Source organism: Xanthomonas sp. (assembly GCF_017163755.1).
Taxonomy (GTDB): domain Bacteria; phylum Pseudomonadota; class Gammaproteobacteria; order Xanthomonadales; family Xanthomonadaceae; genus Xanthomonas_A.
In genome coordinates, this window is the sequence record NZ_JAFIWC010000005.1 from 170104 (window position 1) to 196340 (window position 26237).

Annotated in this window: 21 protein-coding genes; 18 read left to right on the top strand and 3 right to left on the bottom strand. The window is 69.8% G+C overall.

The features are described from left to right. The first annotated feature begins 124 nt into the window (after positions 1-124). The 6 genes from JR065_RS05265 (at position 125) to JR065_RS05290 (ending at position 7471) form a co-directional block, all read left to right on the top strand. Positions 125-2233: a type VI secretion system tip protein TssI/VgrG gene (locus tag JR065_RS05265; RefSeq protein ID WP_206232753.1), complete on the top strand. Its 2109-nt coding sequence runs from the start codon at positions 125-127 to the stop codon at positions 2231-2233. 20 nt (positions 2234-2253) lie between these two features. Continuing rightward, a complete protein-coding gene (locus JR065_RS05270) occupies positions 2254-3627 on the top strand; it encodes a DUF2169 family type VI secretion system accessory protein (protein WP_206232755.1) in 1374 nt (457 codons plus the stop codon). Continuing rightward, positions 3617-4918: a DUF4150 domain-containing protein gene (locus JR065_RS05275; RefSeq protein WP_206232757.1), complete on the top strand. Its 1302-nt coding sequence runs from the start codon at positions 3617-3619 to the stop codon at positions 4916-4918. The genes JR065_RS05270 and JR065_RS05275 overlap by 11 nt, the downstream gene beginning before the upstream one ends. A gap of 103 nt (positions 4919-5021) precedes the next feature. Further along, positions 5022-5840, top strand: a complete 819-nt coding sequence (locus tag JR065_RS05280; protein WP_206232758.1) for an ankyrin repeat domain-containing protein — start codon at positions 5022-5024, stop codon at positions 5838-5840. Between the two features lie 69 nt (positions 5841-5909). Then, on the top strand, positions 5910-7013 hold the full coding sequence (locus JR065_RS05285) for a hypothetical protein (protein WP_206232760.1): 1104 nt from the start codon (positions 5910-5912) through the stop codon (positions 7011-7013). Continuing rightward, entirely contained in the window at positions 7010-7471 is a 462-nt protein-coding gene (locus JR065_RS05290; RefSeq protein ID WP_206232762.1) for a hypothetical protein, read from the top strand. The genes JR065_RS05285 and JR065_RS05290 overlap by 4 nt, the downstream gene beginning before the upstream one ends. A gap of 378 nt (positions 7472-7849) precedes the next feature. Here the strand turns inward: JR065_RS05290 and htpG are convergent, their stop codons facing one another. Then, positions 7850-9754: a molecular chaperone HtpG gene (gene htpG / locus JR065_RS05295; protein WP_206232763.1), complete on the bottom strand. Its 1905-nt coding sequence runs from the start codon at positions 9752-9754 to the stop codon at positions 7850-7852. Positions 9755-9950: 196 nt separating this feature from the next. On the opposite strand from htpG, the gene rsmD reads away from it, so the two are divergent. The 7 genes from rsmD (at position 9951) to JR065_RS05330 (ending at position 16845) form a co-directional block, all read left to right on the top strand. After that, positions 9951-10553 (top strand): 16S rRNA (guanine(966)-N(2))-methyltransferase RsmD, encoded by a 603-nt coding sequence (rsmD, locus tag JR065_RS05300; protein ID WP_206232765.1) that lies wholly within the window; start codon positions 9951-9953, stop codon positions 10551-10553. Further along, entirely contained in the window at positions 10550-11056 is a 507-nt protein-coding gene (coaD, locus tag JR065_RS05305; RefSeq protein WP_206232767.1) for a pantetheine-phosphate adenylyltransferase, read from the top strand. Before rsmD ends, coaD begins: the two co-directional genes overlap by 4 nt. Positions 11057-11094: 38 nt before the next feature. Further along, entirely contained in the window at positions 11095-11589 is a 495-nt protein-coding gene (locus JR065_RS05310) for a hypothetical protein (RefSeq protein WP_206232769.1), read from the top strand. Between the two features lie 427 nt (positions 11590-12016). Further along, positions 12017-12301 carry a YfhL family 4Fe-4S dicluster ferredoxin gene (locus tag JR065_RS05315; protein WP_206232771.1) on the top strand — a complete coding sequence of 95 codons (285 nt, stop codon included), beginning with the start codon at positions 12017-12019 and terminating at the stop codon, positions 12299-12301. Beyond that, entirely contained in the window at positions 12298-14037 is a 1740-nt protein-coding gene (gene ggt, locus JR065_RS05320; RefSeq protein ID WP_206232773.1) for a gamma-glutamyltransferase, read from the top strand. The genes JR065_RS05315 and ggt overlap by 4 nt, the downstream gene beginning before the upstream one ends. A 94-nt stretch (positions 14038-14131) precedes the next feature. After that, on the top strand, positions 14132-15022 hold the full coding sequence (locus JR065_RS05325) for an MBL fold metallo-hydrolase (protein ID WP_206232774.1): 891 nt from the start codon (positions 14132-14134) through the stop codon (positions 15020-15022). 83 nt (positions 15023-15105) lie between these two features. Beyond that, on the top strand, positions 15106-16845 hold the full coding sequence (locus JR065_RS05330) for a glycoside hydrolase family 9 protein (RefSeq protein WP_206232776.1): 1740 nt from the start codon (positions 15106-15108) through the stop codon (positions 16843-16845). Between the two features lie 431 nt (positions 16846-17276). Here the strand turns inward: JR065_RS05330 and upp are convergent, their stop codons facing one another. After that, entirely contained in the window at positions 17277-17909 is a 633-nt protein-coding gene (gene upp / locus JR065_RS05335) for a uracil phosphoribosyltransferase (protein ID WP_206232779.1), read from the bottom strand. Between the two features lie 186 nt (positions 17910-18095). Here upp and JR065_RS05340 point away from each other — a divergent pair, with 186 nt between their 5' ends. From JR065_RS05340 to JR065_RS05355, 4 genes are all read left to right on the top strand, one after another. Continuing rightward, positions 18096-20585 carry a TonB-dependent receptor gene (locus tag JR065_RS05340; protein WP_206232810.1) on the top strand — a complete coding sequence of 830 codons (2490 nt, stop codon included), beginning with the start codon at positions 18096-18098 and terminating at the stop codon, positions 20583-20585. Continuing rightward, complete coding sequence (locus JR065_RS05345) at positions 20585-21712, top strand: phytase (protein WP_206232781.1); 1128 nt, start codon at positions 20585-20587, stop codon at positions 21710-21712. Before JR065_RS05340 ends, JR065_RS05345 begins: the two co-directional genes overlap by 1 nt. Before the next feature lie 11 nt (positions 21713-21723). Beyond that, the gene (locus JR065_RS05350; RefSeq protein WP_241093404.1) at positions 21724-23085 is read left to right on the top strand and encodes a purple acid phosphatase family protein; all 1362 of its coding nucleotides are present in this window, start codon (positions 21724-21726) and stop codon (positions 23083-23085) included. A gap of 358 nt (positions 23086-23443) precedes the next feature. Continuing rightward, positions 23444-24061, top strand: a complete 618-nt coding sequence (locus JR065_RS05355) for an inorganic diphosphatase (protein ID WP_206232783.1) — start codon at positions 23444-23446, stop codon at positions 24059-24061. Between the two features lie 97 nt (positions 24062-24158). On the opposite strand, the gene JR065_RS05360 is transcribed toward JR065_RS05355, so the two are convergent. Further along, on the bottom strand, positions 24159-25655 hold the full coding sequence (locus JR065_RS05360; RefSeq protein WP_206232785.1) for an aminotransferase class III-fold pyridoxal phosphate-dependent enzyme: 1497 nt from the start codon (positions 25653-25655) through the stop codon (positions 24159-24161). 117 nt (positions 25656-25772) lie between these two features. Here JR065_RS05360 and JR065_RS05365 point away from each other — a divergent pair, with 117 nt between their 5' ends. Further along, positions 25773-26204, top strand: a complete 432-nt coding sequence (locus tag JR065_RS05365; RefSeq protein ID WP_206232788.1) for an Lrp/AsnC family transcriptional regulator — start codon at positions 25773-25775, stop codon at positions 26202-26204. The last annotated feature ends 33 nt before the right edge of the window (positions 26205-26237 follow it).

Genomic DNA, 26237 nt, shown 5'->3' on the forward strand with positions numbered 1-26237 from the left:
CGCGCCGCGCATCTTTGTTTTACGGGGGACGCAGGGCCGGCGAACCGGCACGGCGCGTTAACAAAACGCACATCTTGCTTGGGTATAACGGGTTCGCTGTTCTTTCCAGGAAGGGACTCAGACAGTGAATGTTTCATTTTCCGCGCTTGCCGATGCGCTGGGTCGGCAGAACGACCGCCTGCTGCGCCTGCATTTTCCGGCGAACGATGGACCGGCGGCGCAGCTGCTGCCGGAGCGGCTGGAGGCCGACGAAGCCCTGTCGCGGGATTTCGCCTACACCCTGACCCTGCTGTCCGAAGACGCCGCGATCGCGGCCAAATCGTTGATCGGCAAGCAGGTCGCCGTCGAACTGGTCCGCCGCGGAACCGCATCGCGCTACTTCAATGGCTACGTTTTCGAGTTCGCGCGCCTGGCGACCGACGGCGGCGTGGCCACCTATCGCATGGTGCTGCGCCCGTGGATGGCGTTCCTGCGGCTGCGCCGCAACAGCGGTCCGTTCCATGCCAAGACCGTATCCGACATCACCCAGGACATCTTCAAGCGGTACGAGGCGCGCGACTATCGCAGCGAGCTCGGCGCCGTGCCGGATCCGGCGATCACCCAGGCCATGCAGTGGCAGGAGAGCGATGCCAACTTCCTGCACCGGTGGTGGGAGTCGCGCGGCTGGTACTACCACTACGAGCACCGCCTGGACGGCCATACCCTGGTGCTGCGCGACGACTCGCGGCAGGCGCCGGCCATCGATGGCGCATCGCAGGTGCGCTATTTCGAGCAAGGCGGTCCGGACGACGAAGAGGCGATCGGCGAATGGATGCCGACCCGGCGGCTGACGCCCACCCGCTATGCCGTCACCAGTTTCGATTTCAAGCAGCCCAAGCCGTTGGCCGCAGGCGTGCCGACCATCAACCAGCAGGGCGAGGTCCCCGAGCTGGAAGTGCACGAACATGCCGGCGCCTACGGTTTCAGGACGGTCGAGCTGGGCGAGGAACTGGCCAAGCTGCGCATGGAAGAACTTGAAGCGCGCGCCAAGTCGTTCGAGGCCGTGGGCAACGCGGCGCGCCTGCAGCCCGGCCGCGCCTTCGATTTCAGCGGGCATTTCGAGCACGACCCGGAGGCGGCGGACGAACGGCGCTTCCTGGTGGTCGCGACGCATCACGAGGTCGTCAACAACTACCGCTCCGACGAGCCGGCGCGCTATCGCAATCGGGCCACGGTCACGCGCCAGAAGTATCCGTGGCGCCCCGGGCGCGGCTACAACAGCGACACGCCCAGGGTCTACGGCCTGCATACCGCGTTGGTGGTGGGCCCGGCCGGGGAAGAGATCTATTGCGACGAGTATGGCCGGGTGGCGGCGCAGTTCCACTGGGACCGCGACGGCAAGTACGACGAACACAGCTCCTGCATGTTGCGCGTGGCCACGCCGATGGCCGGCTCGCGCTTCGGCTTCGTCGCCATCCCGCGCATCGGGCAGGAGGTGATCGTGCAGTTCCTGGACGGCAACGTCGACCGCCCGCTGATCACCGGCCTGGTGCCGAACCAGGAGCAGATGCCACCCTGGGCGCTGCCTGCCAGCAAGACCCAGACCGGCTTTCTGACCCGTTCCACCCTCGGCGGCGAATACGAGCATGCCAACGCGTTCCGCTTCGACGACAAGAAGGGCGAGGAGGAGGTCTGGCTGCATGCCGAGAAGGACCAGCGCATCGAGGTCGAGCACGACGAATCGCACTGGGTGGGCAACGATCGCAGCAAGACCGTCGATCGCGACGAGCGCGTGCACGTCAAGCGCCACCGCGACGAACGCGTCGACCACAACGAGACGATCTCCATCGGCGACAACCGCACCGAGGACGTCGGGCGCAACGAAACCATCTCCATCGGCGACAACCGCAGCGTGACCATCGGCGGCAACAAGACCGAGACCATCGCGCTGGCCAAGGCCGAGACCATCGGCCTGGCCAAGGCGCTGACCATCGGCGCGGCCTACCAGACCAGCGTCGGTGCGGCGATGAACACCAGCGTCGGGCTGTCGCAGAGCGCCCAGATCGGGCACAACAAATCCACCAAGGTCGGCAAGCGCTATCACATCGATGCCGGCGACGAGTTCGTGGTCACGGTCGGCAAGTCCACGCTGGTGATGCGCTCGGACGGCAGCGTGATCATCAACGGCACCACGTTCAACTTCAGCGCCAGCGGCCCGGTGCAGATCAACGGCAAGGACGTGGACATCAACTGACTGGGAGGGGAGCGACGGCCATGGAATTCCGCAACCTCACGCCGTTCGACGCGCTGTGCTACGCGGCGCTGGCGCCGGACGACCAGGAGCACACGGTCGTGGCGATGAAGGTCGGCTACCGGCTGGCGCCGGATCCCGACGCGCCGGGCAGGCTGTTGCCGTGCGTGCTGGACGAGGCACCGATACCGTTGTGCACCGCCGACGAGTTCTACGGGGAGCCCGGCGAGAGCAGCGTGCGCGAGGAAAGCGACCTGGCGCCGTACAAGCCCAGGTGCGACGTGCTGCTGCGTGGCCATGCCTATGCGCCGCAGAGCCGGCCGCAGGCGCAATGGGACAGCCGGCTGCGGGTCAGTCGCCGCCTCCCGCCCGTGCCGCCGCCGCAGATCGAACCTCCGCAGGGCCTGGCGCCGAACATGCCGCCCAGCCTGGAGCAACTGCAACGCTGGAAGAGCAGGCTGGACGAGGCGCGGCGCGCGCATGCAGCCCTGCCCACGCACGAGGTGTGGCTCGACAAGACCCTGCGGGTCAGCGGTCCCCGGCGTTTCCGCCGCAATCGCCTGCGGCGCGGGTGGCACACCGGCGAAGCCGACCCGGTCGCCGGCGTGCCGCTGCGCTGGGAAAACGCGTGGGGCGGGCGCTCGCGCGTGTTCAACCCGCAGCATGTGGCGAACGCGCAGGCGCCGGCGTGGCTGCTGGACGAGGTGTGCTTCAGCAATCCATTGGGGCGAGGCTGGTTCGACGAGCGCCAGTTCGAGCAGGCCGGCGCTGGCGAACCCGACAGTCCGGACGGGCAGTGGGCGCCGCAGTTCGAGGCGGTGGACGCTCCGATCGTTGGCCCGGTGGTGGTGCGCCATCCCGAACCGCCGCTGGACGCGTGGCAGATGGCCGCCGAGGCGGCGCGCTACGGCATGGCGCCGGCGGGCTTCGGCGCGCTCGGCCGTGCATGGGCGCCGCGGCTGGCGCTGGCCGGCAGCTACGATGCCGACTGGCTGCAACGGCGTTGGCCCGGGCTGCCGCAGGATTTCGACTTCGGCTACTGGAACGCGGCGCCACGGGACCAGCAGACCCCGCACCTGCCGCCGCAGGCGCGCATCGAGCTGTGGAACCTGTTCGACCCCGCGGCGTCCGGCGACGACGGCCGGGCCTGGTTCGATCTCCCGGGGCATCGTCCGTTCGTGCTGCTGCGCCTGCATGACGGCGCGCTGCTGCCGCTGCCGTTGCTGACCGATACGGTGCTGATCGACACCGACGCGCAGTTGATGACCCTGACCCATCGCGTGTCGCTGCCGGCCGGCCTCGCGTTGCGGGCGCTGGAGGCGCGCTTCGAGAGCGACCCGGCTGCGCCGTTGTTGCGCTGGCCGAAGGCCACGGCAGGAGTATTCGATGGCCGATAACTACGTCGCGCGCAAGCAGGCGGGCTGGCAGGTGGTGTCGGTGGCGCCGGACGTGTGCAAGACGCCGATGGGCAGCAGCGTGCCGCCGGTGCCGTATCCGGTGGTCGCCAAGCTCGACAGCACCACCCAGCCGGCCGGTACCGTGCGCGCCAACGCGCATCCGCTCGTGCTGTTCGACGCCAGCTATACCCCGGCCACGCTCGGCGACCAGGCCGGAACCGCCAAGGGCGTCCAGAGCGGCACGGTGGGCGCGCAGTGCTGGCCCAAGCAGCGCAGCAGCACGGTGCGCGTGGAGGGCAAACGCGTCATCCGTCACGACGACCAGTTCTGGATGAACGGCAACTACAGCGCACCGCCGAGCAAGGCGCAGCGCTGGAAGAAACGCCAGGAATACATCGCCGCCGCGCGCGAGAAGGCCAAGGCGATGCCGCCGGGCGAGGAGCGCGATGCGTTGCAGAGCGCGGCGGACCGCTTCGAGAAGAACAACTACGCCGTCGAACGGGCGCGGCTGTCGCAAAGCGCGTACTCGGCCGATGGCGGCGCGCCGGAAGGCTGGAGCAACGTCAGCAGCGACCCGCAGCAACTGGGCAAGTACGGGCTGAACGCGGCCGACCTGAGCATTCCCGACACCGATTTCCGCGCGCAGCTGTACTCGCCGGACCCGCAGGTGTTCGGCCAGTCCATGCAGCCGACGATGGCGTTCAAGGGCACCGACGTCTTCAGCGGCACGGACTGGTCCAACAACTTCGCCCAGGGCTTGAACAACCCGTCCGCGTACTACGAGCGCGCGGTCTCGATCGGCACCAAGGTCGGCCGTGCGGGCATGCCGATGCAGTTCGCCGGCCACTCGCTGGGCGGCGGCCTGGCCTCGGCCGCTTCCAGCGCCAGTGGCCTGCCGGCGACCACGTTCAATGCCGCCGGGTTGCATCCGGCCACGGTCGGCCGCTACGGCGGCGCCGCCACGCCGTCGGACATCGGCGCCTATCGCGTGGCCGGCGAGGTGCTGACCCGGTTCCAGGAAGGTGGCGTGCTGCAGAACGGGCCGTTCGGCGCGCTGATCAGCCACCTGGCGCCGGATGCGGCCGGCATCCCGCATCGGCTGCCGGCAACGACCCCGGACATGCTGAGCCGGCACATGATCGGCCCGACCATCGACGGCATCGAACGGCAGAAGCGCGAGGACCTGGCGAAGCTGGCCGCCGCGTCGAACACCTTCGACCTGGAATCCACCCCCGTCCCCAGCCTGACGCCCGGTCCCGGCGGGCTGCCCGAAGGATATGGAACCGACTGATGACAGGAACTGCGCCATGCCTGACCCAACCGCGCGTCGTTCGCGACGCCAGATTCCCGGCCGCGCGCTCGCGCTGCTTGCGTCGCTCTGCGCGGGGTGCGGCATGAGCCAGGCCGATGGCGCCGGCGCATTCGACGGCCCGGTGCGCGAGATGGCGGTCGCGATCGACAACGGCGACACCGCCAGGTTGCGCGCGCTGGCGCAGCAGGGAGTCCCGGTCGACGAGCCCGGGCGCGAGCGGATGACCTTGCTGTGGCATGCGGTGCGCGGTAAGCACTACGACGCGGTGCGCGAGCTGGTCGCCCTGGGCGCCGATCCGGACGCGAACGGCGTGCCGCCGCTGGGCACGCCGCTGCAGCACGCCCTGACCCACGACCGCCGGCTGCTGCAGGCCATGCTCGACGGCGGCATGTCGCCGAACCGGCAGACCGCCGAAGGCATCACGCTGCTGCAGCGCGCAATGATCGGCGACGGCGCCGAAGAACGGGTGCGGCTGCTGGTCGAACGCGGCGCGGACGTGAACCTGCGCGACCGCATCGGCGGCAGCGCGTTGTCCGAGGCCATCGACGTGCGCAAGCCGGAGCTGGCGCTGTACCTGCTCGAGCAGGGGGCCGTCTGGAACGCGGCCAAGACCAACGGCGACACGCCCGCATGGGGCGTGCAGTGGACGCTGCAGCGGTTGCGCGCGGACGCACCGCAGGGGCAGGTCACCGATGTCGTCCAGGCCGCCGGCGGTGAACCGGTGGCGCGCGACGCCACGCCGCCAGCGGCAGGCCCGGCCGATGCCGGTACCGTCGCCTTGCGGCAGGGCTTCGAGCGCCTGCGCGCGGCGATGATCGCCCGCGGCGCCACGTTCCCGGCCCAGCCACCTGCGCAGGTGCGCGAACGCATGAAGGCCGAGGGAAGGCCGGTGGCCGAGTAGGCGCTGGTCGTCGCATTCCAGGTTGTCCTCAGCAGGCACGAACAGAAGGCACAAGGACCGTCCGCACGCATGCCGCTCAACGTCGACATCCACAAGCAGTTCCGCTACGACGCCACGCTCGACCGCACGTTCGGGATCTATCGCGCCGACGGCGGCGTGCGCGTGCAGATGTACGAAGGCCGCAGCGAGACCGTGCAGGCCGAAGGCACGCTGTCGTACGAGGAGTACGCGGAACTGCGCAAGAAGGTGCCCAACGCCGACCTGCCGGAGATGCGCCCGCCGGAAAAGGAAGCGCCCCCGGGAAACACCATCGGCCGCGTGGTCGGCCAGAGCGGCGCCGCACCGGTGAAGGCGGCCAAGGCCAATCCGCCGGTGCGGGCGGAAACGGCGGCCGAGAAGGGGTTCTGGGAAAGCTGGGGCAGCACCCTTCTGGACGGCACCCAGACCGCGCTGGACGTGGCCGGGCTGGTGCCGGGGCTGGGCGAGTTCGCCGACCTGGGCAACGCCGGCATCAGCGCCGCGCGCGGCGACTATGTCGGTGCCGGCCTGTCGCTGGCCTCGGCGATCCCGTTCGCCGGATGGGGCGCGGCCGGCGCCAAGGCCGCGCGGCGCGTGGCGCAAGGTACCGAAGCCACGGCCAAGGCGGCCAAGGAAGCGACCGAACGGGCGGCGCGAAAGGCCGAGAAGGAGGCGGCCGAAGAGGGGGCCGAGAAGGCAAGGAAACCCGCCTCCGACGGCATGAAGTCGAAGGGACGCGGCAAGGGACCATGCGATCATCTGAAGAAGGGCAATCCCGACGGCAAGGGATCTTATCGGGGCGGTTCCTACGGCGGCACCAAGCGTGCGGGCATTGAATCGCATCATGCCCCGGCGAACAGCGTCAGCCCTCTGCGCAAGAGCCAGGGCCCGGCGATCCAGATGGATCCCGGCGATCACGAGATGACCTCCAGCCACGGCCACAAGGGCAAGCGAGGGGAGGTCTATCGCGAAGGAATCGCCGCGTTGCTCGATCAGGGCAAATGGAGGGACGCATTGGTGCGGGAACTGCGCGATATCAGGAGCTTGTCGAGAAAACTGGGCGATCCTGCAAAGTACAACGAAGCGATGCTGGAGATGCTTGAATATTTCAAGTGTCTAGAGAAACATGGGCTTCTTCCTGGAGGTATGCCGTGATTTACGAAGTGACGCCCTATGTTTCTGTAGGCGACATCGCCCTTGGCATCGGGTACCAACAACTGGCCGCGGTGCTCGGCGAAAGGCTCGGACGGACGGTGGATGATGGCGATGGAATACTGGAAGTCTATTTCCATGGCACCAAGGGCCTGGCCCAGATCGACACCCGGAGCGACCGGCTGGTCGAGGTCGGGTTTTCGCCGAGCGACGACTATCAGGTAGTCGTCTCAGGCGTTTCCGTCTTCAAGGGGAATTCCACCGAGGTGTTGAAGAAACTGGTTCGGGCGGATCCCAGCGCACGTCGCGGACGCGGCGGCGCGGTGGTACTGCCGGCGCTTGGTGTGTCCTTGACCGGGTTCGATGGCGTGGGACGCGATCCATCCATGGGCATGACAGCATTCGCGAGGGGCTACTGGGACGACATGCTGGACAAGATGCAGCCGTTCTCGCTCGAGTAGAGGATCCCGATGCCTTGGATCGCCGACGCCGGGCCGCTTCGCAAAGCATGAGCGGTAAGCGCCGGTGCTTCTGGCGATTGGCGGTTGTCCATGCCGCGTGTGCCGTGTGGCCTGGCTCCTGCGACGACGTCGCACTGCCGCTCTGCCTGGATGCGAGCGGATAGCGCGGTCCCTCGGCGATTGGCGAAATCTGGGTCAACGTGGAAACGGGCTCCTGCCTGTACAGGAGCCCATCCTGATCGCGTCGCTCAACAGGTGGCTACGCGAATGCCGTGCGATCAGCGTCGGCCGACCATGGTGGCTCGAGGCGGCCAGCTCATCGCCGGTTGAAGCCGGCAGGATGTCGGCTTCGTTGCCCTGGCGCCGGTTGGTACGGGCTTACGCCGACAGTTCCAGCAGCAGCTTGTTGAGCCGGCGCACGTAGGCGGCCGGGTCCTTCAGGCTGTCGCCGGCGGCCAGCGCGGCCTGGTCGAACAGCACCCGCGCCAGGTCGCCGAAGCGGTCGCCGTCGGTTTCCGCGTCCAGCTTCTCGATCAGCGGATGGGCCGGGTTGAACTCGAACACCGGCTTGCTCTCCGGCAGCTTCTGCCCGGACGCCTCGAGGATCTGCCGCATCTGCAGGCCCAGGTCGCCCTGGCCGATGGCCAGGATCGCCGGCGAATCGGTCAGCCGGTGCGACACGCGCACTTCCGACACGTCCTCGCCCAGCGCCTGCTGCAGGCGCTCGACCAGGCCCTGCTTGGCCTTGGCCGCTTCTTCCATGGCCTGCTTCTCTTCGTCGCTGTCCAGCTTGCCCAGGTCCAGGTCGCCGCGCGCCACGTCGGCGAAGGACTTGCCGTCGAACTCGGTGAGGTAGCTCATCAGCCACTCGTCGATGCGGTCGGTCAGCAGCAGCACCTCGATGCCCTTCTTGCGGAACACCTCCAGGTGCGGGCTGTCCTTGATCTGCGCGTAGCTCTCGCCGGTCAGGTAGTACAGCTTGTCCTGGCCGTCCTTCATCCGCGCCACGTAGTCGGCCAGGGCCACGCTCTGCTCGGCATCGCCGCCGTGGGTGGAGGCGAAACGCAGCAGGCCGGCGATCTTCTCGCGGTTGGCGAAGTCCTCGGCCGGGCCTTCCTTCAGCACCTGGCCGAAGTTCTTCCACACGCTCTTGTAGCGCTCGGGATCGTCCTTGGCCAGTTTCTCCAGCATGTCCAGCGCACGCTTGGTCAGCGCCGACTTCATCGAGTCGATCACCGGGCCGGACTGCAGGATCTCGCGCGACACGTTCAGCGGCAGGTCGCTGGAATCGACGATGCCCTTGACGAAGCGCAGGTACAGCGGCAGGAACTGCTCGGCCTGGTCCATGATGAAGACGCGCTGCACGTACAGTTTCAACCCGCGCGAGGCGTCGCGCTGGTACAGGTCGAACGGCGCGCGGCCGGGCACGTACAGCAGCGAGGTGTATTCCAGCTTGCCCTCGACCTTGTTGTGGCTCCATGCCACCGGGTTCTCGTGGTCGTGCGCGATGTGCTTGTACAGCTCCTGGTATTCGGCGTCCTTGATCTCGGTGCGCGGCCGCGTCCACAGCGCGCTGGCGCGGTTGACGGTCTCCCATTCGGGGGTTTCCGGCCTGTCCTTGTCCTCGCCGATGTGTTCCTTCGGCAGTTCGATCGGCAGCGCGATGTGGTCGGAATACTTGCGCACGATGCTGCGCAGCTTCCAGCCGTCGGCGAAGCCGTCCTCGCCTTCCTTCAGCTGCAGCACGATGCGGGTGCCGCGCTCGGGCTTGTCGATGGTGGCGACCTCGAATTCGCCTTCCCCGCGCGAGGACCAGTGCACGCCCTCGCTGGCCGGCAGCCCGGCGCGGCGGCTGTACACGTCGACCTGGTCGGCGACGATGAAGGCGCTGTAGAAGCCCACGCCGAACTGGCCGATCAGGTGCGAGTCCTTCTTCTGGTCGCCGGACAGGTGCTTGAGGAAATCGGAGGTGCCGGACTTGGCGATGGTGCCCAGGTGCGAGACGATCTCCTCGCGGCTCATGCCGATGCCGTTGTCGTCGATGGTGACGGTGCCGGCGTCCTTGTCGTAGCCGATGCGGATGCGCAGCTGCGCATCGCCGTCAAGCAGCTCGGGCTTGACCAGCGCCTCGAAACGCAGCTTGTCGGCCGCGTCGGACGCGTTGGAGACCAGCTCGCGCAGGAAGATCTCCTTGTTCGAGTACAGCGAGTGGATCATCAGCTGCAGCAGCTGCTTGACCTCGGTCTGAAAGCCCAGGGTTTCTTTTTGGGTTTCCACGCTCATCGGGTGCTTGCTCCATAGGTGATGGCTGGCCGCGCGGAGGAGGGCGCGGCTCTGCCGCTGAGATGGTGGCGGCGCGCGCCGGCTTCAAGCGTGGCGCGCGGCGCTGGTCTATCATCCCGGCCCCGTTCCGCGTCCGCCGCCCCATGCCGACCCTGCGCCCCGCCGCCGCCACGCCCGCCGTTCCTGGACCCGCCCCGTGAGCCGTGGCGCGGGCGAGGTGCGCATCATCGGCGGGCGCTGGCGCAACACGCGGCTGCCGGTGCCCGACCTGCCGGGGCTGCGGCCCACCGGCGAGCGGGTCCGCGAGACCCTGTTCAACTGGCTGTCGCCGGCGCTGCCGGGGGCGCGGGTGCTGGACCTGTTCGCCGGCAGCGGCGCGCTGGGGCTGGAGGCGGTCTCGCGCGGCGCGGCCTCGGCGTGGCTGGTCGAGCGCGACCCGGCGCTGGCGGCGAACCTGCGCGCGGCGGCGGCGCGGCTGCAGGCCGGCGTGCAGGTGCAGGTGGTGCAGGACGACGCGCTGCGCTGGCTGGCGGCGCCGGGCGCCGGGCTCCTGGCCGACATCGCCTTCGTCGACCCGCCGTTCGCCGACGGGCTGTGGGAAGCGGTGCTGCAGGCGCTGCCGGCGCGGCTGGCGGCCGAGGCCTGGCTGTACCTGGAATCGCCGACCGGGCAGGCGCCGCGGCTGCCGCCCGAATGGCTGCTGCACCGCGAGATGGGCACCCGCGAGGTGCGCGCTGCCCTGTACCGGCGCACCGCTGCTACACTTCGCGGCGACCTTCACGCGGTACCCAACGCATGACCGTGGCCCACAGCCGCATCGCCGTCTATCCAGGCACCTTCGATCCGATCACCAACGGTCACATCGACCTGGTCAACCGGGCCGCGCCGCTGTTCGAGCAGGTGGTGGTGGGCGTGGCGCAGAGCCCGTCGAAGGGGCCGACCCTGCCGCTGAAGCAGCGCGTGGACCTGGCGCGCGAGGCGCTGGCCGGGCACCGCAACGTCGAGGTGATCGGCTTCGACACGCTGCTGGCGCATTTCGTGCGATCGGTCGGCGGCGGGGTGCTGCTGCGCGGGCTGCGCGCGGTGTCGGATTTCGAATACGAGTTCCAGATGGCGAGCATGAACCGGCATCTGATCCCGGAGGTGGAGACCCTGTTCCTCACCCCGGCCGAGCAACACAGTTTCATCTCGTCGTCGCTGGTGCGCGAGATCGCGCGGCTGGGCGGGGACGTGTCCGGCTTCGTGCCGCCGTCGGTGGTCCAGGCGCTGCGCCAGGCCCGCCAGGACGCGGCGCAGCGCTGAGCCGTCCGCATTCACAGACAACCGAAGGGAGCCGTTCCATGAACAACACCGTACGCGCGCTATTGATCGCCTCGCTGGCCCTGGGCTTGACCGCCTGCAAGAAGGAAGAGGCCGCCGCGCCCGCCGCCGATGCGCAGCCGGCGCTGACCGTGCCCAGCAAGGACGACGATGCCGGCTGGAAGTCCTACCTGCAGGCGGTGGCGATCCAGAACATGGGCAACATCACCAACAGCCCGTTCCTGTACTACCTGCCGCCGGAGTCGGATCCGGAGTTCGGTGCCAAGTACGAGCGCCAGGTCGAAAGCGCCACCACCGCGATCGGCCGCGGCATCCAGCCCGGCAACATGCTGGCGTTCGGCTCCTCGGCCTCGGCCAAGATGGCCGACCTGATCACCGCCGCGTTCGCCAAGGTCGAGCCGAACACGATGAAGGGCGTGCGCGTGGTCTACATCGGCGAAGCCGCCGACAACGCCCGCGTGCAGACCGTGATCCAGCCCACCGGCGCCGAGTACATCTTCGTAGAAGCGAAGTAAGCGCCGTGCCGCCGGCATGCCCGCTCGGGCATGCCGGCGGCACATGTTCCGAGACAGCCGCGCGATGCGGTGGCCGCATGCCGGCGCTCCTTTTGGGGAAACCCCCGGTGGCCTTTCCATCCGCGCCGGCGACGTTCCGCGTGACGTAACGCGCACCGTGTCCTCCCAGCGACCTTGCAGCGCCCCGTTCGTTCCTCGAGCATGCCGCCACGACCGCGCAGGCGCGTCCCCGCGTTCGGCCCTGGCTCCGGCCGATCTCGCCGCGAACGGTCGCTGCGCTGACGGTTCCGCCCGCCTTGTCCGCCGCGCCACGCCGCCATCGTTCCGCCGCGCGCGCAATGCAGCTTCCCGCTGGCGGTGACCGCCGCGCCCGGACCGCCACGCCCGATCCGGTAAGATGGCCGGGTTAGTGCCGAATTCCCCCGAGATGTCCCTCAAGATCAACGAGCTCTGCGTCAACTGCGACGTCTGCGAGCCGGCCTGCCCGAACCAGGCCATCGCGATGGGCGAGACGATCTACGTGATCGATCCGGCCCGCTGCACCGAATGCGTCGGCCATTTCGACGAGCCGCAATGCGTGGTCGTGTGCCCGGTCGAGTGCATCGACCCCGATCCGCTGATCCCCGAGAGCCATGCGCAGTTGCTGGCCAAGCTGCTGCAGCTGCAGCGCGAACGTCCCGAGTTCTACCAACAGGAGCCTCCGCCCGCATGAGAACGCTCGCCCGCCGTGTCCTGCTGCTCGCCTTGGTGCTGGCGCCGTCGGCGTGGGCCGACACCGCGCCCGCGCCGGCAGCGCATCCGCCCGGCGCGGCGGTGGCCAGCGGCCACCGGCTCGCCACCGATGCCGGGCTGCAGATCCTGCGCGAAGGCGGCAACGCGTTCGACGCGGCGGTGGCGGTGTCCTCGACGCTGTCGGTGGTGGAGCCGATCAGTTCCGGCCTGGGCGGCGGCGGCTTCTTCCTGCTGCACGACGCGCGCACCGGCAAGGACCTGATGCTGGATGCGCGCGAATACGCGCCCGAGTCGGCCACGCCGGACAAGTTCCTGGACGCCAGCGGCGGGCTGGACCGCGACCGCTCGGTCAACGGCCCGTGGTCGGCCGGCATCCCGGGCCTGCCGGCGGCGCTGGTCAAGCTGGCCACCCGGCACGGCCGGCTGCCGCTGCGGCAGTCGCTGGCGCCGGCGATCCGCATCGCCCGCGACGGGTTCCCGGTGTACCGGCGCATGGCCGAGGGCTACCAGGCGCGGCGCAAGGTGATGGAGCGCTACCCCGGCACCCGCGAGGTGTACCTGCGCAACGGCAAGCCGATCGCCGAGGGCGACCTGTTCAAGCAGCCGGAACTGGCCGGGACGCTGCAGCTGCTGGCCGACAAGGGCTTCGACGGCTTCTACCGCGGCGCCACCGCCAGGAAGCTGCTGGCCGGGGTCAAGCAGGCCGGCGGCCACTGGACCGCCGAGGAGCTGGCCGGCTACACGGTCAAGCAGCGCACGCCGATCCAGTTCGAGTACAAGGGCTGGACCATCACCACCGCGCCGCCGCCGTCCTCCGGCGGCATCGCCCTGGCCAGCATGCTGCAGATCCTGGAAGGCTACGACCTGAAGGCGATGGACCCGGCACACCGCACCCACCTGGTGGTGGAGGCGATGCGCCGCGCCTACCGCGACCGCACCTTCTTCCTGGGCGATCCGGACTTCACCGAGGTGCCGCAGCGCGTGTTGCTGAGCAAGGACTACGCGATCGGCCTGCGCTCGACCATCAACCCGGACAAGGCCACCCCCAGCGACCTGCTGTCGGGCCAGCCGACCCCGCTGGAAGACGACGAAACCACCCACTTCTCGATCATCGACGGCGAGGGCAACCGCGTCGGCGCGACCCAGACCGTGAACCTGCTGTTCGGCTCGGGGCTGATTCCCAAGGGCACCGGGGTGCTGCTCAACGACGAGATGGACGACTTCGCGCTCAAGCCGGGCACGCCCAACGCGTTCGGGGTGATGGGCTACGCCGCCAACGCGCCCAAGCCGGGCAAGCGCCCGCTCAGCTCGATGACGCCGACCTTCATGGAGAACGCCGACAAGACCATCGTGCTCGGTACCCCTGGCGGCAGCCGCATCATCACCATGGTCCTGCTCGGCATCCTCGGCTACGACGACGGCCTGGACGCGCAGCAGGTCGCTGCGCTGCCGCGTTATCACCACCAGTGGCTGCCGGACGTGATCGAGGCCGAGACCGGCACCTTCGACGCGGCCACCGTGCAGGGCCTGCAGGCGATGGGCCACGTGCTCAAGCTGCCGGGCGACAGCGCCGCAGGCGGGCGCGGTTCCAGCCACGTGTGGGGCAACCTGCAAACGGTGGAGTGGGACAGGCGCAGCAACGTGCTCAACGGCGGCAGCGACCCGCGCAACGAAGTCGGCAAGGCCGAGGTGCAAGTGACGGCACCGTCGCCGTGAGTCGCCGCGCTGCCGCCTTCGCGCTATTCGCGGGCCGTTACGTGCGCCCGCAGGCTCTTCCCGGCCCCTGGTCCCCGGTCCCCGGTCCCCAAAAATGAAACTCTGGTCCATCCAAGGCAACACCCAGAAACTCGACGGCGGCGCGATGTTCGGCAACGCGCCCAAGGCGATGTGGCAGCAGTGGGCGGCGCCGGACGACGGCAACCGCATCGCGCTGGCCTGCCGCGCGCTGCTGGCCAGCCCGCTGGCCGGCAAGACCGTGCTGTTCGAGACCGGCATCGGCGCGTTCTTCCCGCCCAAGCTGCGCGAGCGCTACGGCGTGCAGGAAGACCGCCACGTGCTGCTGGACTCGCTGCGCGAGGCCGGGTTCTCGCACCAGGACATCGACGTGGTGGTGCTGAGCCATCTGCACTTCGACCACGCTGGCGGCCTGCTGGCGGCATGGCGCGACGGCGCCGCGCCGGAGCTGCTGTTCCCCAACGCCACCTTCCTGGTCGGCGCGGCGCACTGGCAGCGTGCGCGCGCGCCGCATCCGCGCGACCGCGCCAGCTTCATTCCCGAACTGCCGGGCCTGCTCGAGGCCAGCGGGCGCCTGGAACTGGTCGACGGCGAGCACTCGCGTGCGCTCGGCGAGGCGGTGCGCTTCGGCTTCAGCGACGGCCACACGCCGGGGCTGATGCTCGCCGAGATCGTCGGCCCGGACCGGCGCGACGGCGCCGCCCATGGCGGCGTGGTGTTCTGCGCCGACCTGATCCCCGGGCGGTCGTGGGTGCACGTGCCGATCACGATGGGCTACGACCGCAACGCCGAGCTGCTGATCGACGAGAAGCGCGCGTTCCTGGACGACAAGCTTGCGCGCGACGTGCATCTGTTCTTCACCCACGACCCGGACTGCGCGCTGGCGCAGGTGGCGCGAGACGACAGGGGCCGTTTCGTCACCGTGCACGAGGTGCCGGCGCTGCACGCGCGCGCGCTGGGCGGCTGAGCGCGCGCCCGCGCCCGGCTGGCGGCTGAAAGGCCGCATCGGCGCCGCTTGCGGCGCCCCCTGCGGCCGGCCAGTATCGCCGCATGACCCTGTCTCTGCCTGCCGCGCTGCGCTGCCTGTTGCTCGCCTGCCTGGTCGCCGTGGGCGGTTGCCGCTCCCATGCGCAGGACGCGGCGTCTTCGCCGATCCGGCTCAACCAGCTCGGCTACCTGCCGGCGGCGAGCAAGCTGGCGGTGGTGCCGGACGGCCATGGCGATGCGTTCGCGGTGGAGCGCGGCGATTCGGGCGAGGTCGTGCTGCGCGGCAGGCTGGGCGCGGCGGCCGAGTGGGCGCCGGCGCGGCAGCGGGTGCGCATCGCCGATTTCTCCGCGCTGCGCGCGCCGGGCCGCTACCGGTTGCGCGTGGACGGGCTGCCGCCGTCGGACGCCTTCGGCATCGCCGCCGACGCCTACGCCGAACTGTCGCGCGCGGCGCTGAAGGCCTACTACTACAACCGCGCCGGCACCGCGCTGACCGGCCAGTACGCCGGGCGCCATGCGCGCGCCGCCGGTCATCCGGACACCGACGTCCGGATCCATGCGTCGGCCGCCTCGCCGGGGCGGCCGGTCGGCAGCTCGATCGCCGCGCCCAAGGGCTGGTACGACGCCGGCGACTACAACAAGTACGTGGTCAACTCCGGCATCAGCGTGTACACGCTGCTCGCCGCCTACGAGCAGTTCCCGGCCTATTTCGCCGCGCAGAAGGACGGCATTCCCGACAGCGGCGGCGGCGTGCCGGACATCCTGCGCGAGGTCGACTGGAACCTGCAGTGGATGCTGGCCATGCAGGACCCGGCCGACGGCGGCGTCTACCACAAGCTGACCAACCTCGGCTTCGACGGCATGGTGATGCCGGACCAGGCGCGCGCGCGGCGCTACGTGGTGCAGAAGAGCACTGCGGCGACGCTGGATTTCGCCGCGGCGATGGCCCAGGCCAGCCGCATCTATGCGCCGTTCGACGCGCAATACCCGGGCCTGTCGGCGCGGATGCTGGACGCCTCGCGCCGCGCCTGGGCCTGGGCGCAGGCGCACCCGCAGGCGGTCTACCGGCAGCCGGACGACGTGCGCACCGGCGACTACGGCGACGCGCGGCTGGACGACGAATTCGCCTGGGCCGCCACCGAACTGTACCTGGCCACCGGCGAGGACGCCTTCTACGACGCGGCGATGGCGCGCGACGTGCCGGCCAGCGTACCCAACTGGGGCTCGGTCGGCGGGCTGGCCTGGATGTCGCTGGCGCAGCACCGCGACCGGCTGACCGCGCATGCGGACCGCGCGCGCATCGCGCGCGAGATCGAGCGCCTGGCCGCGCAGCTGGCCGCACGCTGGCAGGCGTCGGCGTGGCGGGTGGCGATGGATACGGACGACTTCCGCTGGGGCAGCAACAGCATCGCGCTGAACCAGGCGATGATGCTGCTGCAGGGCTACCGGCTGCAGCGCAAGCCGCAGTACCTGCAGGCGGCGCAGTCGCAGCTGGACTACGTGCTGGGGCGCAACCCGCTGGGCCTGTCGTTCGTCACCGGGACCGGCCAGCGCGCGCCGCTGCACATCCACCACCGCATCTCGATCGCCGACGGCGTGGCCACGCCGGTGCCCGGCTGGCTGGTCGGCGGCCCGCAGCCGGGCCAGCAGGACGCCAGGGACTGCACGGTCGCCTACGCATCGTCGCTGCCGGCGCTGTCCTACCTGGACCACGAATGCAGCTACGCCAGCAACGAGGTGGCGATCAACTGGAACGCGCCGCTGGTGTACGTGAGCGCCGCGCTGCAGGTGCTGCAGCGCTGAGCGCGTGCGCGGTCGCCGGGCCTGGCCGGCGGCTGTGCGCGCCGCTGCAGCCGCGACCGGGTCCGCCAGCGCATTTCGCCGAGCTCCTACCGTTGGCGAAGTACCTGTAGGAGCGGTTTCGACCGCGACGAATGCCGCGGCGAACGTTCCGGCTTCGGAACTCGCCGGGATTGAAGCCCCTCCTACAGTGCACCCATCTGGCTATCCGAAGGTCGTTGTAGGAGCGACTTCAGTCGCGACGAACGAAGCGGTGATCTTTCCGGCTGCGGAACCGTCGGGGCTGAAGCCCCTCCTACAGTGCGCCCAGCGGACTATTCGAAGGGCATTGTGCAGTCGGGACTGAAGTCCCTCCCACATTGGGTCTGGCATGCCATTGCCGCGCCAACGCCACTGTAGCAGCGCCCGCACTTCACGGGCGCGACCGCCTGAGCTCAGCCGACCCGGGTACCGAAGATGCGGTCGCCGGCGTCGCCCAGTCCGGGCAGGATGTAGCCCTTGTCGTTGAGGTGGTCGTCGATCGCGGCGGTGTATACCTCCACGTCCGGATGCGCCGCTTCCAGCGCCTTCAGGCCCTCCGGCGCGGCGACCAGGAAGATGCCCTTGATGCGGCGCGCGCCGGCGCGCTTGAGCATGTCGATGGTGGCGATCAAGGTGCCGCCGGTGGCCAGCATCGGATCCAGGATCAGCGCGTCGCGTTCCTCCAGGCGCCCGGTCAGGCGCTCGAAGTAGGGCACCGGCTGCAGGGTTTCCTCGTCGCGCTGCAGGCCGACCACGCTGACCCGCGCCGCCGGGATCAGCGCCAGCACGCCGGGCAGCATGCCCAGCCCGGCGCGCAGGATCGGCACCAGGGTGATCTTGGCTCCGGCGATGCGCTGCACCTGGGTGGGACCGGCCCAGCCGTCCATGGTGTGGGTTTCCGTCTCCAGGTCGGCGGTGGCTTCGTAGCCGAGCAGGGTGCCCAGCTCGGTGACCAGTTCGCGGAAGCCCTTGGTGCTGAGCGCGGCATCGCGCAGCAGGCCGATCTTGTGCTGCACGAGCGGGTGACGCACTTCGACGATTTTCATGGCGCGCAGATGACCGTGGGGATGCGCACAGTGTGCCCGAACCGCGCCAGCGCCGGCCAGGGCGGCAAATACACGCGGCGATGTCACTACCATGCAACCTGTCGGAAATATGTTGCTTACCCATTCTTTACATGTAATGGGGAACCGGCAGTGCACATCAACAATCCGTTGTTCGTGGCGATCACGATGACCCTGGCCTCGGCCGCCTGGTCATCCACGGCACGCGCCGCGGACGCCGATGCGGCCGGGGCGACGCAACTGGACCGGGTCGAGGTGCGGCCGCAAGCGCAGGCGCAGAGCCGCGCGGTCGCGCTCAAGCGCAATACCGACGCGATCCAGGATGCGGTGTCCTCCGACGACATGGGCGACTACCCCGACCAGAACGTGGCCGAGTCGCTGCAGCGCCTGCCCGGCGTCAGCGTCACCCGCGACCAGGGCGAGGGCCGCTTCGTGGTGGTGCGCGGCCTGGACGCGGCGCTCAACAGCGTCAGCGTCGACGGGATCGCGATCGGCACGCCGGAAAGCGACAACCGCGCCGCGCCGATGGACGTGATCCCCTCCGAATCCACCGAACGGCTGAAGGTGGTCAAGTCGCCGACGCCGGACATGCCCGGCGATGCGATCGGCGGCAGCATCCTGGTCGAGTCGGCGTCTGCGTTCGACCGCGACGGCCGCAGCATCCGCGGCAAGATCGAGGCCAACCACCAGCAGCTCAGCGACAAGACCAGCCCCAAGGCCTCGTTCAACTACAGCGACCTGTTCGCCGACGACCGCTTCGGCCTCGCGCTGGGCCTGAACTACCAGGACCGCGAATTCCAGTCCGACAACACCGAGGGCGAGTACGACAGCCTGGACGACGGCGAGCTGTTCATGGTCGAGCAGCAGCGGCGCAAGTACTACATCGAGCGCAAGCGCGTGGGCGCCAACCTCAACCTCGACTGGCGCGCGGACGAGGACAACCGCTACTACCTGCGCACGCTGTTCAGCAGCTTCGAGGACGCCGAGACCCGGCAGAACACCGTCATCGGCTTCGATACCGACGACGTGGAGCCCAACGGCGACGGCACCTATGCCGCGCCGGTCGACGAGATCTCCAAGCGCGTGCGCTACCGGACCAAGGAGCAGGACACGCTGGCGGCCAGCTTCGGCGGCGAGAATCGCCTCGGCGGCGCGGTGCTGGACTACCAGGCCGGCTACACCAAGACCCGCGAGCGGGTGAACGACGAGATGGAAGGCCGCTTCGAGTACGACGGCGACGACCTGGACGCGACCATCGACCAGAACCGCTCGATGCCGGACATCGCCTTGTCCGACAACGACTGGATGGACAACGGCAACTACGTGTTCGACAAGTTCGTGGTCGCGCCGACCCAGGTCGACGACGACGAATACAGCGCGCGGGTCAACGTGCGCTTCGACGCCGAGAACGCCAGCTACAAGTTCGGCCTGCTCGGGCGCTGGCGCGACCGCGACGTGAACGTCGACGAGATCGAGCTGGCCGACGGCCCGGAAGTGGACCTGGGCGGCTGGACCGCCGCGGCGCCGGCGCACCGGCGCAACAGCCTGGGCCAGGTGCTCAGCTCCTCGGCGATGCGCGCCTACTGGGCGCGCTCGGGCGACCTCTACGGGGTCAGCGACGGCGACGTCGGCTCCAACGCGGTGAGCGTGCTGTCCGAGGACTACGTCGCCAGCGAGGACATCTTCGCCGCCTATGCGATGGGCACCTGGGACATCGGCGTGCTGCGGGTGATCGCCGGCGTGCGCGTGGAAAGCACCCAGTTCGACGCGGTCGGCAACCAGGTCGACGTGGCCGAGGACGGCGAGTCGTTCACGGTCAGCCCGCTGCGCGCCAGCAGCCGTTACACCAGCGTGCTGCCCGGCCTGCACCTGCGCTGGGACACCGGCAACGACTGGGTCCTGCGCGCCGCGTTCAACAAGACCGTCTCGCGCCCGGCGTTCGGTGACCTGGCCCCGCATGCGGCGATCAACAACGACGACGAGGAGGTCGAACTGGGCAATCCGGAGCTGAAGCCCTACGAATCGACCAACATCGACCTGTCGTTCGAGAAGTACCTGGGCAAGAGCGGCATCGTCTCGCTGGGCCTGTTCCACAAGTCGATCGACGGCTACATCGTCGACACCACCGTCGACAACGACCCGGACTTCGCCGGCTACGACGTCACCCGCGCGATCAACGGCGACGACGCCAAGGTGTTCGGCGCCGAGTTCAACTGGCAGCAGCAGCTGGACTTCCTGCCCGAGGGCTGGAACGGCCTGCTGGTCGGGGTCAGCGGCACCTGGCTGGACACCGACTTCGATCCGGGCCTGGAAGACCGCCAGGGCGAGGATTTCATGCTGCCGCGCGCCTCCAGGCACGTCTATACCGGCTACATCGGCTACGAGAAGTACGGTTTCTCCACCCGCCTGTCGGCCGTGTACCGTAGCGAGTACCTCGACGAACTGGGCGGCAGCCGGCAGATGGACATCTACGTCGCGCCCAACACCCAGCTCGACTTCAACGTGGACTACCAGATCACCGACAACGTGCAGCTGTACTTCGACGCCTCCAACCTGCTCGACGAACCGCTGGAGCGCTACCAGGGCACGCGCTCGCGCACCCAGCAGTACGAGGAGTACGGCCGCACCTTCGCCGCCGGCATCAAGGTGGCGTTCTGATGCGCACCGCAACGACGACGTGGCGCGCGGCGCTGGCGGCCGCTGCGCTGGCGCTGGCCGGCTGCGCGGGCGTGCCCGCGGCGGCCGACCTGGAACCGGACCAGCATGTCGCGCAGGACCCGCTGCTCAGCCAGGCCAAGGTCGCCCACGTGGTGGTGGCCGAAGCCTTCGTCAGCGCCGCCACCCCGCAGGACAACCTCGACTCGCCGGCCAGCTGGCGCGGCGAGGACGGCCGGCTGCAGGTCGCCGTCACCGCCAAGAAGAGCGGCGAGTTGGTGATCTACGACGGCGACGACGGCCGGCGGCTGCGCACGGTGGGCGGCAAGGGCGTCGCCGCGGGCAGGATGGACCGCCCCAACGGCATCGCCGCGCGCGACGGCTACGTATGGGTGGTCGAACGCGACAACCACCGCGTGCAGATGTTCCGGCTGCCGGATTTCGCCCCGGTGCTGAGCTTCGGCGAGGCCGACCTGACCCAGCCCTACGGCCTGTGGGTACGCCCGCAGGGCGAGGGCTACGAGGTCATCGTCAGCGACAACTACATGGCGCCGGGCGGCGAGGACGTGCCGCCGCCGCTGCGCGAACTGGACCGCCGCTTCCGCCGCTATGCGCTCAGCCGCGACGGCGCCGGTTGGCGCGCGTCGGCGTCGCAGGCCTTCGGCGACACCACGCCGGCCGGCGCGATCCGCATCGCCGAATCGCTGTGGGGCGACACGGACAACGACCGCCTGCTGATCGCCGAGGAGGACGTGGCCACCGGCACCCGGCTGCGCGAATACGGCCTGGATGGCCGCTACCGCGGCCGCGACGTCGGCGCCGGGCTGTACCGGGCGCAGGCCGAGGGCATCGCGCTGATGCGTTGCGCCGACGGCAGCGGCTGGTGGATCGCCAGCGACCAGTTCAAGGACCGCACCCTGTTCCACGTGTTCGACCGGCGCACGCTGGCGCACGTGGGATCGTTCGCCGGCCGGGTCACCGCCAACACCGACGGCGTGTGGCTGGACGAGCGCGGCGACGCGCGATTCCCGCAGGGCGTGTTCTATGCGGTGCACGACGACCAGGCGTTGGCCGCGTTCGACTGGCGCGACATCGCCGCGGCGCTCAAGCTCGGCGCGTGCGCGCGGTGAATTCGCCTGCGCTGCGCCGCGGGGGAGCGGCGCTGCTGCTGGCGCTGGCGCCGCTGGGCGCGGCCGCCGCGACGGCGGCGGAGCCGAACACGCAGGTGCCGGCGGGCGCGAGCCGCTACGCCGCCGACGGCTTCCCCGACCGCATCGTCGCCTCGCCGGCGCAGGACGCGGCGCGCGGCTTCGCCGTCGCCTGGCGCACCGACGCGGGCGTGGCGCAGCCCTGGCTGGAGCTCGTGGTCGCCGGCGATTCGCCGGACCTCGGCGCGCCGCGGCGCATCCAGGCCGGCACCGCCGACCTGCTCGGCGAGAATGGCCGCGCGCACCACCACCGCGCCGACGTCGACGGCCTGGCCGCGGACAAGCTGTACGCCTACCGCGTGCAGGGCCGCGACACCTGGAGCGCCTGGAACCATTTCCGCACCGCGGCGGCGGCGGACGCGCCGCTGACCCTGCTGTACTTCGGCGACACCCAGAACCAGAACCTCAGCCTGGTCTCGCGGGTGATCCGCCAGGCCTGGCGGAGCGCGCCGGACGCGCGGCTGGCGCTGTTCGCCGGCGACCTGGTCAGCGGCAAGGACGGCCAGGACGACAACGAATGGGCCGAATGGTTCGAGGCCGGACGCTGGCTGCTGGAAGGCACCGCGGTGGCGCCGGCGCCGGGCAACCACGAGTACCGCGAGGAGTTCGAGGACACCCCCCAGCAGCGGCGCGTGCTCGGCGGGCACTGGCCGGTGACGTTCGCGTTGCCGCGCAACGGTCCGTCGGCGACCGCGCGCACCAGCTACTGGTTCGACTACCAGGGCGTGCGCATCGCCGTGCTCGACGGCACCTCGGCGCTGGACCTGGGCACCGGCCACGCGCAGGCGCGGTGGCTGGACGCGCTGCTGGCCGACAACCCGCATCCATGGTCGATCGTGCTGATCCACCAGCCGTTCTATTCGCCGCGCGCCGACCGCGACAACGCCACGCTGGTCGAGCAGGTGCTGCCGGTGATCCGCCGCCGCAAGGTGGACCTGGTGCTGCAGGGCCACGACCACACCTACGGCCGCCGTGGCGACGAGGACGGGGCGGCGACGCCGGTCTTCGTGGTGTCGGTCGCCGGGCCGAAGCAGTACCGGCTGTCGGACATGGCGCGCAGGACCATGCGCCCGGTCGCCGAGGACACCCAGCTCTACCAGGTGCTGAAGATCGAGCCGGCGCGCCTGGCCTACGAGTCGCGCACCGCGAGCGGACGCCTGTACGACGCGTTCGAGCTGCTGCGCGCCGGCGACGGCGGCAAGCGCCTGGTCGAACGCGAAAGCGGCCGCATCGCACCGCGCGACTGCCCGCGCAGCGCCACGCCCAAGGGGCGCGCCGACCGTTGCTGGGAGTGAGCGGCGCATGCGCACGGCACCGAACCGGCCCGCCGCCATGTTTCGGCCGCATCACCGCAAGCGCTGGCGCGATGTTCACGGATTCCAACTTGAGCGATTGTGGCTGGCGAAGCAATGAATGTGGGAGCGACTTCAGTCGCGACAGGTTCACGCCGCGCCGGTCTCGACCGACGGCGCAAGCCACCCGAAATCGCCCTCACGGGATTGTTCGGTTGCCGTGCTGGATGGGCCAAATGGGATCTGGCGCGACGGGGCTGTCCGCACTCGCACGCGGCGGTGGCGGCGCGAAAATCCAGACGCCATCCTTCGCGCAACGCTGCGCTCGCATCCGTCCCATGAAACCAACCGAGACGAACCGATGAAGATGTTGCCCACGACCCGCCTGGCATGGCTCGGCTTGCTGCTGGCCGCCGCCGCGGCGCAGGCCGACGACGCCATCCGCCACCCGTTCCTGGCCGCGCAGCCGCAGCAGGCGCCGGCGGAAGTGAACCTGGCGGTGGAGATCCCCGCCGGCAGCTTCACCAAGTACGAGATCAACGAGGAAGGCCTGCTGTTCGTCGACCGCTTCCAGTCGATGCCGGTGGCGTATCCGGCCAACTACGGCTCGATGCCGCGCACCCTCGCCGGCGACGGCGATCCGCTCGACGCGCTGGTGCTCACCCGCGAGCCGCTGCATCCGGGCGTGCTGATCCGCTTCCGCCCGATCGGTTACCTGAAGATGAGCGACGATGGCGAACACGACGAGAAGGTGATCGGCGTGCCCACCGACAAGGTCGACCCGACCTACGCGAACATCCGCGAACTGGCCGACCTGCCGGAGATCGAGCGGCAGCGCATCGAGGCATTCTTCCGCGTGTACAAGGACCTGCCGGCCGGCCGCAACCCGGTGCGCCTGGACGGCTGGGGCGGCGCCGCCGAGGCGCGTGCCCTGATCCAGCAGGCGATGGACCGTTTCGCGCAGCGCCAGCCGCGTTAACCGCCTGGTGCCGGGCAGGGCGAGGCAGCGCGCTTCGGGCGCGGCCTCGACCGTCTGTTTTTGGCGCCGTCCGAAGCAACGGCGGTGGACGCGGGCCTCAGGCCGCCGCGGCCTGCGCCTGCCGCGGGCCCTCGCGCAGCGCACGGCCGATCAGCCCCACCAGCAGGTCCAGTTCCTCGGCGTCCATCGCGAAATGCGGGGTGAAGCGCAGCGAGTTCTCGCCGCCGTGGATCACGTTGACGCCGTGGTGGCGCAGCCATTCCTCGGTGGAGCCGGCGCCATAGCACTTGAACTGCGGCGCCAGCTCGCACGAGAACAGCAGCCCGGTGCCCTGCACCTGGGTGATCAGCCCGCCCAGCTCGGACTTGAGCTGCTCCAGCTTGCGCAGCGCCTCGGCGCCGCGCTCGCGGATGTTGGCGCGCACCTGCGGGGTCAGCTGGGCGAGGGTGGCGCAGGCCACGTCCAGCGCACGCGGGTTGCTGGTCATGGTGTTGCCGTAGGTGCCCTTGCGGTAGAGCTGCGCGGCGTGCTCGGTCACCGCCAGCACCGACAACGGGTATTGGGCGGCGTTGAGCGCCTTGGAATAGGTTTCCATATCCGGCGCGTCGAGCTGCTCGAAGCCGGGGTAGTCGACCACCGACAGCACGCCGTGCGCGCGCAGCCCGGCCTGGATCGAATCGACCAGCAGCAGGCTGCCGTGCTCGCGGGTCAGCTCGCGGGCGGCGGCGTAGAACGCCGGCGGCAGGGCGCGGCCGGGGTCGCCTTCGCCCATCACCGGTTCCAGGAACACCGCCTCGATGAACCAGTGGTTGCGTTCGGCATCGGCGAAGGCGCGGCGCAGCGCGTCCACGTCGTAGGGCGCGATCGCGATCACCGAATCCTCGCCGCGGTAGCTGGCCAGGTGCTGCAGGTAGGTCTTGCGGCTGGAGTCCGAATACAGCCCGGGGCGGTCGGTGCGGCCATGGAAGCTGCCCTTGACCACCAGCCGCTTGATCCGCGCGCCGGCGTGGCGCGCGCCCGGATCGGTCTGCAGCTTGGCGTTGATGTCGGCGATGCGCGCGGCCAGGCCCACCGACTCCGAACCGGAGTTGAGGCACATGAAGCGGGCGTACGGACACGCGCCGCGGCGCTGCCCGATCTCGGCGCGCAACGCACGCTCGAAGCGCAGCTGCGACAGGCTCGGGGTCATCACGTTGGCCATCACCTGCGGCCGCGCCATCGCCTCCAGTACCGCGGCGGGGGTGTGGCCGAAGCCGAGCATGCCGTAGCCGCCGGCGTCGTACAGCACCGCGCCCTTCAGCGTCACCACCCACGGCCCACGCGCGACCAGCGCCAGGTACGGCGTCACCGCGTCGTCGGCATAGAAGTTGACGAAGCCGGCCTGGGTCGTGCGCAACTGCTCGGCTTCGTCGAGCTCCAGCAGTTCGGGGAACTCCGCGGCGACCTTCGCGTACTCGGCGGCCGCGGCCGCGATCGCCTCGGCCAGCGCCGGGTGCGACGCGGCCAGGCGCTCGATGCCGGCGTCGTCGAGCCCTGCGGTCAGGCGGCTGCCGGCGTGCGCGCGCAGCGGGGCGAGGGTGCCGAGTACGGACATGCGTTTCTCCAGTTCGATGGCTTTCTTCCTATTATCGGCAGAGGATCGTCGTTTGGCAGAGTTGATTTATGCGGGAATTAGGATAATTTCGTCGATTCGACGAAAAGCGCCGACCGAATGAAGATCACCGCCTCCGACCAGAGCCTGTTGTCCCTGCTGCGCGAGGACGCGCGCGCGTCCACCGCGCAGATCGCCCGCCGGCTGGGCCTGTCGCGCACCACCGTGCAGAGCCGGATCGACAAGCTCGAACGGCTGGGGGTGATCTGCGGCTACACGGTGCGCACCCGCGACGACTACGAGCACGGGCACATCCGCGCGCACATCCTGATCACCGTGCTGCCGAAGAAGATGACCTCGGTGGTCAAGGCCTTGCGCGAGATCGCCGAGGTGCGGGTGCTGCATTCGGTCAGCGGTTCCTACGACCTGATCGCCCTGGGCGTGGTGCCCGGGGTCAACGACATGGACGTGCTGACCGACCGCATCGGCGCGATCGACGGCGTCGAGCGCACTACGTCGTCGATCATTCTGTCTACGAAGTTCGAGAGGTGAGGGGGCGGGACCAGGGACCAGGGACCGGGGACC

Coding starts and splice junctions, on each gene's coding strand:
- JR065_RS05315 (WP_206232771.1), top strand. CDS start 12,017: ATGTCCCTCAAGATCAACGAGCTCTGCGTCAACTGCGACGTCTGCGAG.
- upp (WP_206232779.1), bottom strand. CDS start 17,909: ATGAAAATCGTCGAAGTGCGTCACCCGCTCGTGCAGCACAAGATCGGC.
- JR065_RS05285 (WP_206232760.1), top strand. CDS start 5,910: ATGCCGCTCAACGTCGACATCCACAAGCAGTTCCGCTACGACGCCACG.
- JR065_RS05355 (WP_206232783.1), top strand. CDS start 23,444: ATGAAGATGTTGCCCACGACCCGCCTGGCATGGCTCGGCTTGCTGCTG.
- JR065_RS05340 (WP_206232810.1), top strand. CDS start 18,096: ATGACCCTGGCCTCGGCCGCCTGGTCATCCACGGCACGCGCCGCGGAC.
- JR065_RS05360 (WP_206232785.1), bottom strand. CDS start 25,655: ATGTCCGTACTCGGCACCCTCGCCCCGCTGCGCGCGCACGCCGGCAGC.
- JR065_RS05325 (WP_206232774.1), top strand. CDS start 14,132: ATGAAACTCTGGTCCATCCAAGGCAACACCCAGAAACTCGACGGCGGC.
- JR065_RS05345 (WP_206232781.1), top strand. CDS start 20,585: ATGCGCACCGCAACGACGACGTGGCGCGCGGCGCTGGCGGCCGCTGCG.
- coaD (WP_206232767.1), top strand. CDS start 10,550: ATGACCGTGGCCCACAGCCGCATCGCCGTCTATCCAGGCACCTTCGAT.
- JR065_RS05330 (WP_206232776.1), top strand. CDS start 15,106: ATGACCCTGTCTCTGCCTGCCGCGCTGCGCTGCCTGTTGCTCGCCTGC.
- JR065_RS05365 (WP_206232788.1), top strand. CDS start 25,773: ATGAAGATCACCGCCTCCGACCAGAGCCTGTTGTCCCTGCTGCGCGAG.
- JR065_RS05280 (WP_206232758.1), top strand. CDS start 5,022: ATGAGCCAGGCCGATGGCGCCGGCGCATTCGACGGCCCGGTGCGCGAG.
- JR065_RS05275 (WP_206232757.1), top strand. CDS start 3,617: ATGGCCGATAACTACGTCGCGCGCAAGCAGGCGGGCTGGCAGGTGGTG.
- htpG (WP_206232763.1), bottom strand. CDS start 9,754: ATGAGCGTGGAAACCCAAAAAGAAACCCTGGGCTTTCAGACCGAGGTC.
- JR065_RS05310 (WP_206232769.1), top strand. CDS start 11,095: ATGAACAACACCGTACGCGCGCTATTGATCGCCTCGCTGGCCCTGGGC.
- JR065_RS05270 (WP_206232755.1), top strand. CDS start 2,254: ATGGAATTCCGCAACCTCACGCCGTTCGACGCGCTGTGCTACGCGGCG.
- ggt (WP_206232773.1), top strand. CDS start 12,298: ATGAGAACGCTCGCCCGCCGTGTCCTGCTGCTCGCCTTGGTGCTGGCG.